The sequence below is a fragment of the Bacillus basilensis genome, assembly GCF_050630465.1.
GTDB classification, from domain to species: Bacteria; Bacillota; Bacilli; order Bacillales; family Bacillaceae_G; genus Bacillus_A; species Bacillus_A basilensis.
In genome coordinates this window covers 112,939-127,413 of sequence record NZ_JBNTQO010000002.1, presented here as the reverse complement: position 1 = coordinate 127,413, position 14,475 = coordinate 112,939, and the positions used below count along the sequence as shown (strand labels likewise).

The 14,475-nt window shown below is 35.2% G+C and carries 21 protein-coding genes; 7 read left to right on the top strand and 14 right to left on the bottom strand.

Translation table 11 applies throughout. The annotated features are described in order from the left end of the window. Nucleotides 1-85 precede the first annotated feature (85 nt). From ACQVV1_RS04040 to ACQVV1_RS04025, 4 genes are all read left to right on the top strand, one after another. Complete coding sequence (locus ACQVV1_RS04040) at nt 86-667, top strand: TetR/AcrR family transcriptional regulator (RefSeq protein ID WP_003267456.1); 582 nt, start codon at nt 86-88, stop codon at nt 665-667. Nucleotides 668-738: 71 nt separating this feature from the next. Further along, a complete protein-coding gene (locus tag ACQVV1_RS04035) occupies nt 739-1,071 on the top strand; it encodes a DMT family transporter (RefSeq protein ID WP_000312339.1) in 333 nt (110 codons plus the stop codon). Nucleotide 1,072: 1 nt separating this feature from the next. Then, complete coding sequence (locus ACQVV1_RS04030) at nt 1,073-1,387, top strand: DMT family transporter (RefSeq protein ID WP_242252208.1); 315 nt, start codon at nt 1,073-1,075, stop codon at nt 1,385-1,387. A 15-nt stretch (nt 1,388-1,402) separates the two neighbouring features. Continuing rightward, nucleotides 1,403-1,660, top strand: coding sequence for a DUF3975 family protein (locus ACQVV1_RS04025; RefSeq protein ID WP_242252209.1), 258 nt, complete (start codon nt 1,403-1,405; stop codon nt 1,658-1,660). 17 nt (nt 1,661-1,677) lie between these two features. On the opposite strand, the gene ACQVV1_RS04020 is transcribed toward ACQVV1_RS04025, so the two are convergent. From ACQVV1_RS04020 to gcvT, 12 genes are all read right to left on the bottom strand, one after another. After that, nucleotides 1,678-1,863 (bottom strand): hypothetical protein, encoded by a 186-nt coding sequence (locus tag ACQVV1_RS04020; protein WP_242252210.1) that lies wholly within the window; start codon nt 1,861-1,863, stop codon nt 1,678-1,680. Nucleotides 1,864-2,114: 251 nt separating this feature from the next. Then, complete coding sequence (locus tag ACQVV1_RS04015) at nt 2,115-2,708, bottom strand: ABC-2 transporter permease (protein WP_242252211.1); 594 nt, start codon at nt 2,706-2,708, stop codon at nt 2,115-2,117. A gap of 14 nt (nt 2,709-2,722) precedes the next feature. Beyond that, a complete protein-coding gene (locus ACQVV1_RS04010) occupies nt 2,723-3,346 on the bottom strand; it encodes an ABC-2 transporter permease (protein WP_242252213.1) in 624 nt (207 codons plus the stop codon). A gap of 32 nt (nt 3,347-3,378) precedes the next feature. Further along, nucleotides 3,379-4,011 (bottom strand): ABC-2 transporter permease, encoded by a 633-nt coding sequence (locus tag ACQVV1_RS04005; RefSeq protein WP_431168637.1) that lies wholly within the window; start codon nt 4,009-4,011, stop codon nt 3,379-3,381. 14 nt (nt 4,012-4,025) lie between these two features. Continuing rightward, on the bottom strand, nt 4,026-4,694 hold the full coding sequence (locus ACQVV1_RS04000; protein ID WP_242252219.1) for an ABC-2 transporter permease: 669 nt from the start codon (nt 4,692-4,694) through the stop codon (nt 4,026-4,028). Next, nucleotides 4,675-5,547 carry an ABC transporter ATP-binding protein gene (locus ACQVV1_RS03995; RefSeq protein ID WP_242252221.1) on the bottom strand — a complete coding sequence of 291 codons (873 nt, stop codon included), beginning with the start codon at nt 5,545-5,547 and terminating at the stop codon, nt 4,675-4,677. The genes ACQVV1_RS04000 and ACQVV1_RS03995 overlap by 20 nt, the downstream gene beginning before the upstream one ends. Before the next feature lie 3 nt (nt 5,548-5,550). After that, the gene (locus ACQVV1_RS03990; RefSeq protein WP_097950576.1) at nt 5,551-5,925 is read right to left on the bottom strand and encodes a GntR family transcriptional regulator; all 375 of its coding nucleotides are present in this window, start codon (nt 5,923-5,925) and stop codon (nt 5,551-5,553) included. A 118-nt stretch (nt 5,926-6,043) separates the two neighbouring features. Continuing rightward, the gene (locus ACQVV1_RS03985) at nt 6,044-6,235 is read right to left on the bottom strand and encodes a hypothetical protein (protein ID WP_000535935.1); all 192 of its coding nucleotides are present in this window, start codon (nt 6,233-6,235) and stop codon (nt 6,044-6,046) included. Between the two features lie 70 nt (nt 6,236-6,305). Next, nucleotides 6,306-6,509: a DUF3929 family protein gene (locus ACQVV1_RS03980; protein ID WP_000639160.1), complete on the bottom strand. Its 204-nt coding sequence runs from the start codon at nt 6,507-6,509 to the stop codon at nt 6,306-6,308. 368 nt (nt 6,510-6,877) lie between these two features. Then, the gene (gene gcvPB / locus ACQVV1_RS03975) at nt 6,878-8,353 is read right to left on the bottom strand and encodes an aminomethyl-transferring glycine dehydrogenase subunit 2 (protein WP_016086298.1); all 1,476 of its coding nucleotides are present in this window, start codon (nt 8,351-8,353) and stop codon (nt 6,878-6,880) included. Continuing rightward, nucleotides 8,350-9,693, bottom strand: coding sequence for an aminomethyl-transferring glycine dehydrogenase subunit 1 (gene gcvPA, locus ACQVV1_RS03970; RefSeq protein ID WP_063222969.1), 1,344 nt, complete (start codon nt 9,691-9,693; stop codon nt 8,350-8,352). Before gcvPA ends, gcvPB begins: the two co-directional genes overlap by 4 nt. Nucleotides 9,694-9,713: 20 nt before the next feature. Then, nucleotides 9,714-10,814, bottom strand: a complete 1,101-nt coding sequence (gcvT, locus tag ACQVV1_RS03965; RefSeq protein ID WP_063222968.1) for a glycine cleavage system aminomethyltransferase GcvT — start codon at nt 10,812-10,814, stop codon at nt 9,714-9,716. A 391-nt stretch (nt 10,815-11,205) separates the two neighbouring features. Here gcvT and ACQVV1_RS03960 point away from each other — a divergent pair, with 391 nt between their 5' ends. Further along, the gene (locus ACQVV1_RS03960; RefSeq protein ID WP_063222967.1) at nt 11,206-12,888 is read left to right on the top strand and encodes a DEAD/DEAH box helicase; all 1,683 of its coding nucleotides are present in this window, start codon (nt 11,206-11,208) and stop codon (nt 12,886-12,888) included. Then, nucleotides 12,875-13,669, top strand: coding sequence for a YqhG family protein (locus ACQVV1_RS03955; protein ID WP_063222966.1), 795 nt, complete (start codon nt 12,875-12,877; stop codon nt 13,667-13,669). The genes ACQVV1_RS03960 and ACQVV1_RS03955 overlap by 14 nt, the downstream gene beginning before the upstream one ends. 37 nt (nt 13,670-13,706) lie before the next feature. On the opposite strand, the gene ACQVV1_RS03950 is transcribed toward ACQVV1_RS03955, so the two are convergent. Together ACQVV1_RS03950 and ACQVV1_RS03945 are read right to left on the bottom strand one after the other, a co-directional pair. After that, a complete protein-coding gene (locus ACQVV1_RS03950; RefSeq protein ID WP_063222965.1) occupies nt 13,707-13,838 on the bottom strand; it encodes a hypothetical protein in 132 nt (43 codons plus the stop codon). A 101-nt stretch (nt 13,839-13,939) separates the two neighbouring features. Next, nucleotides 13,940-14,167 (bottom strand): hypothetical protein, encoded by a 228-nt coding sequence (locus ACQVV1_RS03945; protein WP_000032702.1) that lies wholly within the window; start codon nt 14,165-14,167, stop codon nt 13,940-13,942. 73 nt (nt 14,168-14,240) lie between these two features. Here ACQVV1_RS03945 and ACQVV1_RS03940 point away from each other — a divergent pair, with 73 nt between their 5' ends. Then, nucleotides 14,241-14,357, top strand: a complete 117-nt coding sequence (locus ACQVV1_RS03940) for a GTP pyrophosphokinase (RefSeq protein WP_309260289.1) — start codon at nt 14,241-14,243, stop codon at nt 14,355-14,357. Nucleotides 14,358-14,475 lie beyond the last annotated feature (118 nt).

Here is a 14,475-nt window from a genome sequence, read left to right as displayed (position 1 = left end):
CCTATAGCGCTCTTTTTCAGCTCTTCACCTATTGACTTTATATTTTTACTCGCATATAATTAACCTAACGAACGGTAGGTAGGTGATGAAAATGACAGCAAACCGCATTAAAGCTGTAGCACTTTCTCATTTCGCACGCTACGGCTACGAAGGAACTTCATTAGCAAATATTGCTCAAGAAGTTGGGATTAAAAAACCATCAATTTACGCACACTTTAAAGGAAAAGAAGAGCTATATTTTATATGCTTAGAATCCGCTCTTCAAAAAGATTTGCAAAGCTTCACGGGCGATATCGAAAAATTTTCAAATTCGTCTACTGAAGAATTGCTCTTACAATTACTAAAGGGCTATGCAAAACGATTTGGTGAAAGTGAAGAATCAATGTTTTGGTTACGAACTTCTTATTTTCCGCCCGATGCATTTCGCGAACAAATTATTAATAAAGCAAATGTCCACATTGAAAACGTCGGAAAACTATTATTCCCTGTATTTAAAAGAGCAAGCGAACAAGATGAGCTGCATAATATTGAAGTAAAAGACGCCTTGGAGGCTTTTCTATGCTTACTGGACGGTCTTATGGTTGAACTACTATACGCAGGTTTAAATCGTTTTGAGACTCGTTTAGACGCTTCTTGGAAAGTATTTTGGCGCGGACTTTCAAACTGACGGATTGCTCCTTTGCAATGCGTCGTTTTTAAGCCCTTTACCTAACGACTGGTAGGAAGGAGAAATGACATATGGCTTGGATTTATGTAATCATAGCTGGTATTATTGAAATCTTTTGGGTGATTGGACTAAAAAAAGCGGAGGCACCACTTGAATGGGCTGGTGTTGCGCTATTAATTACAATTAGTTTCGTCTTATTATTTAGAGCTTATAAAGATTTACCTGTCGGTACTGTATACGCAGTCTTTACAGGAATTGGAGCTGGTGGAATCGTTCTTACAGAGATTTTCATCTTCGGAGAACCTTTCTCTATTGTAAAAGTATTATTAATTGGTTTAATCTTCTTTGGCGTAATTGGTCTAAAACGAGTAACAGAAGAAAAAGAAGCGAAGGAGGCCGCATAAAATGGCTTGGGTATTTTTAATTCTAGCTGGTATTTGTGAAATTATTGGTGTACTCTTTATGAAAGTAGCCACTGAAAAGAAAGGCTGGGCACCAAAACTTATTTTAATCGCTAACTTCGGCGTAAGCTTCTTCTTCTTATCTCTTGCGATGAACACATTACCGATGGGAACTGCTTACGCGATTTGGACTGGAATCGGAACTGCCGGTAGTGCACTTCTAGGCATTCTAATTTTCCGCGAATCAGCGGATTGGCGTCGTCTTGCCTTCTTAAGCTGTATTCTATGCGGTGCTGTTGGCTTAAAACTATTAAGCTAACGTGAGGTGAATGTCATGTGGAAAGAAAAAGGAAAACAAATGTTAGCATGGATTACACTTGGTATCGTCATTCTATTACAAATAAGTTTTCATATAATAGAATGGTTGTTTCATAAAATAGTATTCATTCTCACATTCCTTCCTAACATGACAATTGAAATGATATCAATCGTTTGGTCCATTATTGCCTCCATTGCAATCGTCATTATATGGAGTATCGCCAAGCTTTGGAATAAGTTATTTAAAAAGGACAGTTCTTCTGAAAAAGAGTAACTGTCCTTTTTTTATATTCATTCAGACTTTCTGTAAAAATTTGATGAGATAAGACAAAGAAGACCAACGATGACAATACTTATACCAATTCCCTTATGCAAATTAGGAAATGGCGATGGTATATCTGAATAAAAATTTGCTAATATGAGACCGATTGAAAATAAAAGTACCCCTATACTATATAACCATTTTCTTTTATTCATCATTCTCCCCTCCTAAAATTTTTCATACACTCCTTTCTTTTGGACATACTACCTAAAAAAGGAGTGGATAATATGCAAAATTCTATACATAAGCAAATCCTATTTTTATTTTTCCTCTTTCTTATTCTCGTTATCGTTTTCAGCTTTATATTACATACTCCAAAAGATGTTGTACCGAATAGCCTCTCTGTTTATAAACTCTTACTTTCCTATTGTTGTTATTGAAGAAGGTGCCTTTTATAGGGCACCTTTTAAAATTCTCTTTTTTCATAAAGCTTTACCGAAGCAAGTACAGATAAAAGCAACATACAAATTGAACAAATTAACAATACTCCATTATGTAAATGAATTTGTTCTATGTTAATTTGGAAGAACATTTCTACAATAACAATCGGCGCCATTAGTATAAAAAGCGTAATAAAAATAGATTTTTTATCTCCTAGCCAAAACGATATCGGTAAGACAAGACTTAAATATATAAAAACAAAGGCAGTAATCGTAACTAAAGCTGTCGTAATAAATTCAAATCCCCCGCCTGCAAACCGAATAATCCCTAAAGGGCTAGACACTATCATACTTATAATAAAAATAATAAGTGCCATTATGTATTTAGCTACTACAATTTCTTTTTTTGCTAGCGGTAAACTATTTAACATTACTTCACCATCATATTTTTTATCATCATTAAATGTTTTTAAAATTGCCATAACTGGAATTATAGCAGACATAATTACGTAAAAGCTTTTAATATCTGTTAATGTCATATACAAGAAAAGAGGATATATTAAGTACCATATTAAATGCTTCCATTGCATAATAAAATCTTTTATTATGAGTTGTCTCACGATTACTCCTCCCCTCATAGATCACGCTCATTATATAAGCTAATTGAAAGCAACATGGACATAACATACAAAAGGATGAGTCCTGCTATAAAACAAATATTTACGACTAGACTCGTGCTCCAAGCATTTTCTACATCTAACCAGACGTTACTTACAATCAGTCCACTTAAATACCCCAACGCTAGTCCGGCGAACGGAGCAATTTGTTTTGCACTGCTATATCCTACTGAGAATTCAATCGGAAGTACAATTATGCTACAAACAAACCCACCTGTTATACCTCCGAGCATTTCTCCCCACAGCTTAAATCCAGTCATCTGTTCATTTTGTAACTGTATTAAACCAACTACTAGTGAGAAACATCCACCTAGAGCAACTAAAATACTTACAAATATGTATTTCCCTATTACAATATCTCTACGCTCAAACGGTAAACTATTTACTATCGTTTCACTTTTATTTTTCCCCTCATAACTCATTGACAGTACCGTTCCAAGAAAAGGTATAGATACGCTAATCGTCATAAGGAAGCTATCACTACGAAAATCAACAATAGCAAGGAAAACCAAACATATAAGATAAACAAACCCTAATTTTCTTTGCAAGATCATATCTTTTAAGACGAGTTGCTTGATCATGTATTACACCTCCTAATATGAAAATGTCCCTTCTATAACTCTACCTCCTGAAACATCTTCATTGAGAGAATCATTGATATGAATATGCTTACTAACACTCCGGTTCCAAGAACACCCATTGCTAGTGTAGCATCTTCAGATTGAAGTACTTTTAACATAATTGTTTTATCACCAAAAACATTGCACATAAGACCGATCATACTTGTTAAAGGCAAAACCATAATAACATTCAAAACAGAAGTAGCTTTATATCCTCCAATGTAATTAGCAGGTATCGTTACAATACAATAGATCAAAGTTGCTACTATTGCTGAAAATATTGCATATCCAGGCATGACTATATCCCTGCCCAATAAAATATTCCCTAATATTACGACTATAAAAGTTACACTCAAACCAACCATAATAAATAATGTGCTTGAAATATATTTAGCTATAACTATCTCTTTTCTCGTTATAGGCAAACTCACTAATACTTTTTCTGCTTTACTTTTCTCTTGATAATAAAAAGAAATATATATAATCGTACTACATGTTATAAATAATCCTATTGCAATCCCCATTGGTTCGACGGAATCCTTAAAAATAGATAAAATAGGGATTAAAAAATAGAAAGGAAACATCTTCTTCTGTAAAAAAAACTCCTTCAAAATCAACTGTTGCATATGAATTCTCCTCTCTATAAATCACGCGTTTCATAAATTTTAATTGTCAGTAGCATAGAAACGATATAGACACTAGCTAGTGTGATTAATCCAACTATAAATATGCCAAAATGTAATGGATTCATAATCCAATTTATAAATGGTGGTGTAGCTTGGTTCAGATCATCACTAATAAACATCCAAAGAAGTACACCAATCCCCATTGCTGCCGCTGATACTATACTTCTCATGCCCTTTGATTTTGTACCATAATAACTAGGAAAAAATGTCGCCACAAATACTAAAGAATAAATCACTCCACTTACCACTACATACCATGGAATTTCAATATAAAAATTAGGATGATATACACCAATATCATCAATAACAGCGATACCTCTTAAAAGGAATACAATTATCATAGTTGAAACCATGGCACCGACAATAAATATTGCACAGGAAATATATCTAGCAATAATGATATCCTTCCGACTTACTGGTAAACTATTTATAATAATGTCACTTTTATTTCTTTCATCCATAAAGGTTAACGTCATAACGGAGGAAAGGGTTATAAATAGACAACTCATTGGAAATAAAAATTCACCACTTGGCTCTAACATAAAAAACAAAAGGGGCATAACAAAATTCACTAACCACATGACCCGAAAAAAGAACAAATCTTTATATACGAGCTGACGCATAGGCACTTCTCCCTTTCGCGGTGTAAACGATAATATCATCTAATGTAGGCTTTTCTAGTACAACCTCATTCCCAAACCAATCTATAATTGCTTGTTTATCTTTCGCTAAACCTTCGAAACTAAATTTATTTTTTCGTAATCCAACAAATAGTTCTTTTCCTTCTCGGTCTAATAAATCATTACTTCCTTTTACGATTACGTAGTTCTCCATTAAGTCTTCTTTTTCACCAGTAAATATAATTTCTCCATCATTGATGAACGTAATATAATCTGCGATGCGCTCTAAGTCTGTTGTAATGTGCGTTGAGAATAATACAGATACTTCATCTTCCATTACAATTTCTTGCAACATATCAAGCAATTCGCTTCGAACAACTGGATCTAATCCTGCTGTCGGTTCATCCATAATGATAAACTCTGCGTGATGCGAAAGCGCGATGGCAATCGCAAATTTCATTTTCATCCCTTTTGATAGTTCTTTAATTTTTTTATACTTCGGAACTTGCAATCTATGCATATACGATTGATACTGCTCTTCGTCCCACTTTTTATATAACGGTGCAATAATACGCTTCATTTGTTCACACGTTAAATCTTCGTAATAATGATTTTCATCATAAACAAAGCCGATATTTTGTTTTATTTCCTTTTCGGCTTTCTTATTGTCCTTGCCAAAAATTTTTATATTGCCACTCTCTTTTCTAATTAAATTCATAATCATTTTGATTGTCGTACTTTTCCCGGCCCCATTCGGTCCGACAAATCCCATAATATATCCTCGTGGTAATGTAAAACTTATATTTTTCACTGCAAAATCTTGATAGCTTTTACAAACGTTTTTTAGCTCTAACATTCCTTATTCCCCCTCATATAAACACGCAATCATCTGCTGTAAATCTTCAAGTGACAGCTGCAACGCTTTACTTTCATTCACAATCTCTTCCACTTTACTTTCCAATAGACGTAGTCGCTGTTCTTTTAGTAGTTCATTATTTTTACGTGAAACATAAGTCCCCTTCCCAGCAACAGTTTCTATATATCCTTCTTTTTCAAGCTCCTCGTACGCACGCTTCGTTGTAATTACACTAATTTGTAATTCCTTCGCTAAGCTACGAATAGACGGTAATTGATCTCCACCCTTTAAACCACCATTTAAAATAAGCTGGCTTAATTGTTTTCTTATTTGCACATAAATAGGGTCTTGGGAAGAATTCGAAATAATAATATTCATGTTTTCCTCCAGTGTGTGTATATACTGTGTATACCTTATATATACAGTATATACACAACATCCTATTTTTGGCAAGAAAAAAAGACCAACATTTTCCTGTTGGTCTTTCGTATATGTATCACTTTTCAAAGCGATCTAACATCTCATCTCTCATTCCGAAACTCACTACCGCAATTCCTACATACATAAATAGAAGGAACGCCGGATGAACTGTGTTGTACCAAGTGCTATCAACAATTAAATAAATCGTTAATGCCACAACAAGAACAAACGCTAAGATAAACATATAAAAGTGTCTTGTACTACCCATGATAAACTCCTCTCTTCTCACTTCACCATTCAACAGTATATTTTATCGAATAATTCGATATGACTCAAGGTTAACTTTCTGTTATGTAATCAAGTTCCACCTTTACAATGTCCTCACACGCTATTGAAATGATCGTTCCTTGCTTATCAATTGCCGTCACTTCTCTATTATCCATTACACGATGCGCTACTCTTTCTAGCACTTTTCCTTGATCTCGGTAACAAAATTCTTTTACATCTTTAATCGTTTTTCCGTTTTCTAAATGGTATATCATTCTATAACACCGATATCCCACATTTTCACCCCCAGCTTGCTCGTTTTTTCACATATACATAAAAATGAGTAATTTTTCCTCATCACATCTTCTTAATTTCAATAAAATTCTAACAAAAATAAATACTTTTATCAAACCGACTTTTTCAACAAAATCACCTATAAAACCGCTTCTTTACAACATTATGAAACAAAAAATATAAAATTTTAACATTTTCTTCACTACTTCTGCATAAAGTGAAACTTTAATCAGTGGGGGTTTTTGTTCATCCCCACTGATTATTAGTTGAACCAATCGGACATTAACGGGCAGTTTCTCCATACAAAAAAAGAACTCGCACATAGCGAGTTCTTCCCTTGTTATTCTAATCAAACTTGTACAGGAGCTAGCTTTTCATAACGTAAAACTGGTTTACGAGCAGCCAATGTTTCATCCAAACGTTTAATTACCGTTGTATGCGGCGCTTCTTGTACAACTTCTGGATTTTCTTCTACTTCTTTAGCAATTTGAATCATCTTATCAATGAAACCATCTAATGTTTCTTTTGATTCTGTTTCTGTCGGCTCAATCATAATACATTCTTCCACATTTAATGGGAAGTAAATTGTTGGTGGATGGTAACCGAAATCAAGCAGGCGTTTTGCGATATCTAATGTACGTACACCAAGTTTCTTTTGACGACGACCTGATAATACAAACTCATGCTTACAATGTCTATCGAATGGAAGATCATAGAATGGCGCTAATCTTCTCATCATATAGTTCGCATTTAATACCGCATACTCCGTTACTGCACGTAGTCCATCTGGACCCATAGAACGAATGTATGTGTATGCACGAACGTTAATTCCGAAGTTACCATAGAATGGTTTTACGCGCCCAATTGCTTCTGGACGATCATAGTTAAAGTGATAGCCATTTTCCGTTTTCTCTAAAATTGGTTTTGGTAAGTACGGAATTAAATCAGCTTTCACACCTACTGGACCAGAACCTGGGCCACCGCCGCCGTGAGGACCTGTAAATGTTTTATGAAGGTTTAAATGCACAACGTCAAATCCCATATCTCCTGGGCGTGCTTGGCTTAATACTGCATTTAAGTTTGCACCATCATAGTATAATTTACCACCTGCGTTATGGACGATTTCTGCCATTTCTAAAATGTTTTCTTCGAATAAACCTAATGTATTAGGATTTGTTAACATAAGTGCTGCTGTTTCTTCGTTTACAACACGTTTTAAATCTTCTAAGTCAACAAGACCATTTTCATTTGATTTTACTGTAATTGTTTCAAAACCAGCTACAGTTGCAGATGCTGGATTCGTTCCGTGAGCAGAGTCAGGCACAATTACTTTCGTACGGTTAAAGTCACCATTTGCTTCATGGTATGCACGAATTAACATTAAGCCTGTCCATTCTCCGTGTGCACCAGCTGCTGGTTGTAAAGTAACAGTATCCATACCTGTAATTTCGATTAAATGCTCTTGTAAGTCATACATTAATTCCATTGCACCTTGTACTGTCTTTTCATCTTGAAGTGGATGAATATTTGCAAATCCTGCGAAACGAGCTACACTCTCATTGATTTTCGGATTATATTTCATCGTACAAGATCCAAGTGGATAGAATCCAGAATCAACGCCGTGATTACGGTTTGAAAGTGCTGTATAGTGGCGCATAATATCAAGTTCAGATACTTCCGGTAGCTCTGCATCTTCTACTCGAATATAATCGCTCTCAAATACATCTTCTAGTTTCACTTCTTCTACATCTAATTTGGGTAAGCTATATCCTACGCGTCCTTCTTTAGTCACTTCAAAAATAAGTGCTTGGTCTTGGTTCTTCATTGGATAGCCCCCATTTCATTTACAAGTGTGTCAATTTCCTCTTTTGTACGAAGCTCAGTTACTGCTACAAGCATATGGTTCTCTTGCTCTTTATAATCACGGCCTAGATCGTAACCGCCGATAATATTCTTTTGTAATAATACATCGTTTACTTCTTTCACTGGACGTTTGCAATCTACAACGAACTCATTGAAGAATGGTCCAGCAAATGTTACTGTGAAGCCTTTCGCCTCGAATTGACGTTTTGCGTATTGTGCTTTAGAAATGTTTTGACGTGCCATTTCTTTCACACCTTGTTTTCCAAGTGCTGTCATTGCAACAGAAGCTGCTAATGCATTTAACGCTTGGTTTGAACAAATATTAGATGTCGCTTTATCACGACGAATATGCTGTTCACGTGCTTGTAACGTTAATACAAACCCACGTTTACCATCTGAATCTACAGTTTGTCCAACAAGACGTCCTGGAATTTTACGCATAAATGCTTTCGTTGTTGCAAAGTAACCACAGTGTGGTCCACCGAACTGCGTTGGGATACCAAATGGTTGTGCATCACCGATTACAACATCAGCACCAAATTTTCCTGGTGGTGTTAATGCGCCTAATGATAATGGATTTGAAGAAACGATAAATAATGATTTTTGTTGATGAACGATTTTTTCAATATCAGCTAATTTTTCAACTTGTCCGAAGAAGTTTGGATATTGAACGATTACACAAGCAACTGTATCATCTACTTCACTTTGTAATACGTCTAAATCTGTTACACCATCTTTATGATTAATTTCAACAACTTCAAGATGTTGACCTTTTGCATACGTTTCAAGTACTGCTCTTGATTCCGGGTGCACTGCACTAGATACAAGAATTTTCTTTTTGCGAGTATGGCCAGCCGCTAGCATTGCCGCTTCAGCTAAAGCTGTACCACCGTCGTACATAGAAGAGTTTGCTACATCCATTCCTGTTAACTCACAAATCATTGTTTGGAATTCAAAGATTGCTTGTAATTCCCCTTGTGAAATTTCTGGTTGGTATGGCGTGTAAGCTGTATAAAATTCTGAGCGAGAGATAACATGATCTACAATTACTGGAGCGTAATGATCGTATACGCCTGCTCCTAAGAAAGAAGCGTATTCTTTTAAGTTAGCATTTTTACTAGCCATTTGAGATAGCTCTTTTAAAAGCTCTGGCTCTGATTTTGCCTCTTTAATTTTTAAATCCCCTTTAAAACGAACACTCTCTGGAATATCAGAGAATAACTCATCAATCGTTTGAACGCCGATCGTTTGTAACATTTCTTTTTTGTCTTCTTCTGTCATTGGAAGATAACGATGCAACATGAAATCTACCCCTCTCCCCGTTACTTTGAACGTTTATAAAATGGTGTTGGAACAACTACTGCTTTGACGCGTTTATTACGAATTTCAATTTCTACTTCTGTATCAACTGCTGCGTATTTTACATCAATTAGTGCTAAACCAATGCTTTTCTTTAACGTTGGAGATTGTGTACCACTCGTTACTTCCCCGATTTTTTCTTCTCCAATAAATACAGGGTAATGTGTACGAGGAATTCCACGTTCAATTACTTCGATGCCGACTAACTTACGAGGCGCACCGTTTTCTTTTTGCTCTTTTAAAGTCGCTTTTCCAAAGAAGTCTGCTTCTTTATTTGGTTTTACCGCAAAGCCAATTCCAGCTTCAATAGGTGTAATATCTTTTGATAATTCTTGACCATAAAGTGGTAATGTTGCTTCGAAGCGAAGTGTATCACGAGCACCTAAACCACATGCTTTTAAACCTTCTTCGGCTCCAACTTCAAGAAGCTTCTCCCAAAGCTTTGCAGCATCTTCACTCTTACAGTAAATTTCGAATCCATCTTCACCTGTGTAACCTGTACGAGATACAAGTGCTGGAATTCCATCTACAAGAATATCATTTTTAAATTTAAAGAACTTAATTTCTTTCAAATCTTCTGACACAACTTTTTGTAAAATGCCTTCTGCTTTTGGTCCTTGAATTGCAAGCTGTGCAACTTCACTAGAAACATTGACTACTGTCGTATCGCCAATTACATGGCTAGCTAACCATTCGTAATCTTTCTCGATATTTGATGCGTTGATAACTAATAAATAGTCTTCTTCACCACGTTTGTAGATTAATAAATCATCTACTGTACCACCATTTTCGTAGCACATAGCTGTATATTGTGCGCCTCCTACCTTTAAGGTAGATACGTCATTTGTAACAACACGTTGTAAAAATGCTAAACTATCTACACCTTTTACCTCAACTTCTCCCATATGAGACACATCGAACAAACCTGCCGCTGTACGTACAGCTTCATGTTCTTCTTTAATGCTTGAAAATTGAACTGGTAACTCCCAACCACCGAAGTCGATTGTTTTCCCACCATACTTCGCGTATACATCAAATAACGGTGTACGTTGTAATGTAATCATGCTCTCTCCCCCTTATGCTCTGACAAATCAATAAAAGTTGTTTCCCTTATCTAAACATTTTCACTCTGAAAAGATAGGATATACGGAATCTCATTACATTTTTTTATGAAAGCGTAAATAAAAAATCACTTTCTTGGATAAAATACGAAAGATTCCATACATTTCACACCATTATCCTAACATTATTCGCTATATTTCATCAATATTCTAGCATAAAAAATAATTTAGAATTTTTCATTCTTAATCTTATTAAATACAACTTTCAAAATTTAGCCCTTTATCTTTGCCTATTCTTTAACTTTTAGTATGTGTAATAGCGCCTTGTTACAAGGCTTATATAATAAAGATTTTTTCATAATTACTTTAGTTTATAAAAGGTGGGAGAGTCATAATGAATGTCGATATTTCCGTAGATCGGACGTGGCAAAACAATTTTTTAAATAGAATTGACGAAGATGGCCCTTGGACAAACTGGGATTTATATCATTTAGCTTATGAAACAGAAAAATCGTTACTTGTTCCTACTTTCGATGGACTACAAGCACCGAAACATTTATCCCATTTCACACCGCTTCCTCATCAATTAGAAGTCGCTCAAAATGTCATTGAACAAATGAATGGCAAAGCGATTCTAGCAGATGAAGTAGGGCTTGGAAAAACGATTGAAGCTGGACTCATTTTAAAAGAATATATGGTCCGCGGCCTTGTGAAAAAAGTACTTATACTCGTCCCAGCCTCTCTTGTATCACAATGGGCATACGAACTAAATACAAAGTTTTTCATACCAGCTGTAGCCCAAAAGAAAAGCTACTCGTGGGAACAAGCCGATGTGATTGTATCATCAATTGATACTGCAAAACGTTCACCACATCGTGATATCGTTTTGAACTTAGAATATGATCTTATTATTATCGATGAAGCGCATAAACTTAAAAATAATAAAACAAAAAACTATGAATTTGCACAACGATTAAAAAAGAAATTTTGTTTATTATTAACCGCTACTCCTGTTCAAAATAAGATTGATGAAATTTTCAACCTCGTTTCTTTATTAAAACCAGGACATTTAGGCAATCAGTCCAACTTTGAAGAATATTACGCTTCAAAAAATCGTTCAGCCGAATCAGATGAAGATTTAAAAGCTCTTATTAATAAAGTGATGGTCCGAAATCGACGTCATAATACTGGAATTGATTGGCCAAAGAGACATGTACGTACAATTTTTATTGAGTTTAATGAAGAAGAGCAAGCTTTGTATAATGATATTGAAAATTGGCGAGGACAAGATGCCTTCACATCCGCTTTCTCATCATTAACTTTAAAACGGGAAGCGTGTAGTAGTCGTGAGGCTGTTTACTATTCATTAAAAAAACATGTAGAAAAACGGCAAAAGGAAAATGAACATTACATAAAGGATCCGCATATCGATGTGCTAATGGATAAAATTAATCATATTCCTTTTAACTCAAAAGCAAATAAAGCTCTTGAGCTTATAAAAGAAATTGACGATAAAGTCGTCATCTTCACGGAATACCGAGCGTCACAAATGTACTTACAGTGGTTTTTACAACAACACGGCATTTCTTCCGTACCATTCCGCGGCGGATTTAAACGCGGGAAGAAAGATTGGATGAAGGAACTTTTCCAAAACCACGCACAAGTATTAATTGCAACCGAAGCTGGTGGTGAAGGGATTAACTTACAGTTTTGTAGCCATATGATTAATTATGATTTACCATGGAATCCAATGCGTCTTGAACAAAGAATCGGACGTATTCACCGTCTTGGTCAAAAGAATGATGTTCATATTTATAACTTAGCCACAAAACACACTGTTGAAGAACATATTTTGAAACTGTTATATGAAAAAATCAATTTATTCGAGCGTGTTATCGGTGAACTCGATGAAATTTTAACGAGAATTAATATGAAAAACATCGATGCGCATATTCAAGAAATATTTGCGCAATCAAAAAGCGAAGGAGAAATCCGAATTAAGATGGAAAACTTAACATCTATTATCGACTTCGCGAAACGAAATGAAGCTGAGGTGCAAGGCTATGCAGCAACATGAAATTCATAATTACTTATACAATTTCTTTGAGGCGAATAACTGCGAAATTTTAGAGCGTTCTCCTCAATTATTAGACGTGCAATTAACAATTGAGATGGATAAATTATTAATGAACCGTCCTTTTTATTGGCACTATCTTGAGAAAACAGGAGGCGTACCGAATCCGATGCGCCTTACCCTTATTACGAATCCAGAAAATGAAGAAAATGATGGCGAGCTTATTCACTACGGTTCACCGCGTCTACATCAAATTTTCCAGACGACAAAAGAACTAGGATCTTACATACGTTTATATGAGGACGTACGGCATAACGGGGCAACACATACCCCGCTCCACCCGTGGCTCGGTATAAATATAAAAGTTTCCTACCAATGTGATCGAAAAAAAGACATTCTTCACTCCATTGGTATTCATCTCATTTCTGGAACAATGATGGCAAACTTTCATGACACATTAACTAAAATTAAACTTACACCAAAAATACCTGACTTTTGTTTTACACTCTCACCTATCATTAAACCGCAAAGTGGTTTACAACGTATAGAGGACGCTTTAAAAAGTATAATTGCAGAAGATGACCATACGTGGGCGAAAGAAGCAAGAGTGCGCTGGAATCACGATTTAGATCTTTTAAATCGTTTTTATGAAGAAAGTGATGAACTTCCTGAAAGCTATGAAATTGAAAAACAAGCCTTGCAAGAACAGTATGAACCACGCATTACAGTGCAAATTATTAACGGTGGCCTTTTTTATGTTACCGCGAATCATTTCCTCTCTTAAAAAAGCTCCTTCTGTTTTAGAAGGAGCTTTTTTTGAGTTATCCTCTATCGCCATTACGCTCTTGCTGTTTTTGTTTTGCCAAACGTTTTTGATGTGCGCGATCTTTTGCGCTCACATGATTTGCATCAGTTGGTAGATTTTCTTTTGAACGGCCAATTCCATTGCTCATATGTCCCACTCCTTTTTATATCTTTCAAAATACACCCTTATTTTCAGCTAGAGGCACCATCCTTATACAAAAAAATAAGAGCAGCCATCGGCTACTCTTATTTACTCACTTACATATTTTTGAAACATATCATGGATGCCTTTATTTACAAGGTTCGAGATCTGTTCGTCAGATTTATTCGGATAACGATCACGTAATCTGATAGATGCCTTCACCATTAAATTTTCTAATACAGAACGGCCACCTTCTCCATAAATAATTTCAGCATACTTAACAAGCCTTCCATCCTCTACTGTTGCTGGATTATGATTGAAGAAAAATTTACTCATTGTCTCCACCTCTCTCTTTTGATAACGTTTACATTTATATAGATTATTTATGTTATTTATTTCACAATATTGTATGCATGTATATTTAATTAGTTTCATTATAAAACAACATATCGATCGTAATTATGTGATTTTCCGTCCATTTTGTGAACAAACTAAAAATGAAAGCGTTCCCTTTATTATATACTAAAAAAACTTACTACGCTAGGGGCAATTTTTTTCAATCTACTAATCATATACTTTTTCTTTTTTCACTAAACCTTATACAATTTTCAGAAATTATATTATAAAATATATGTATGACTTAA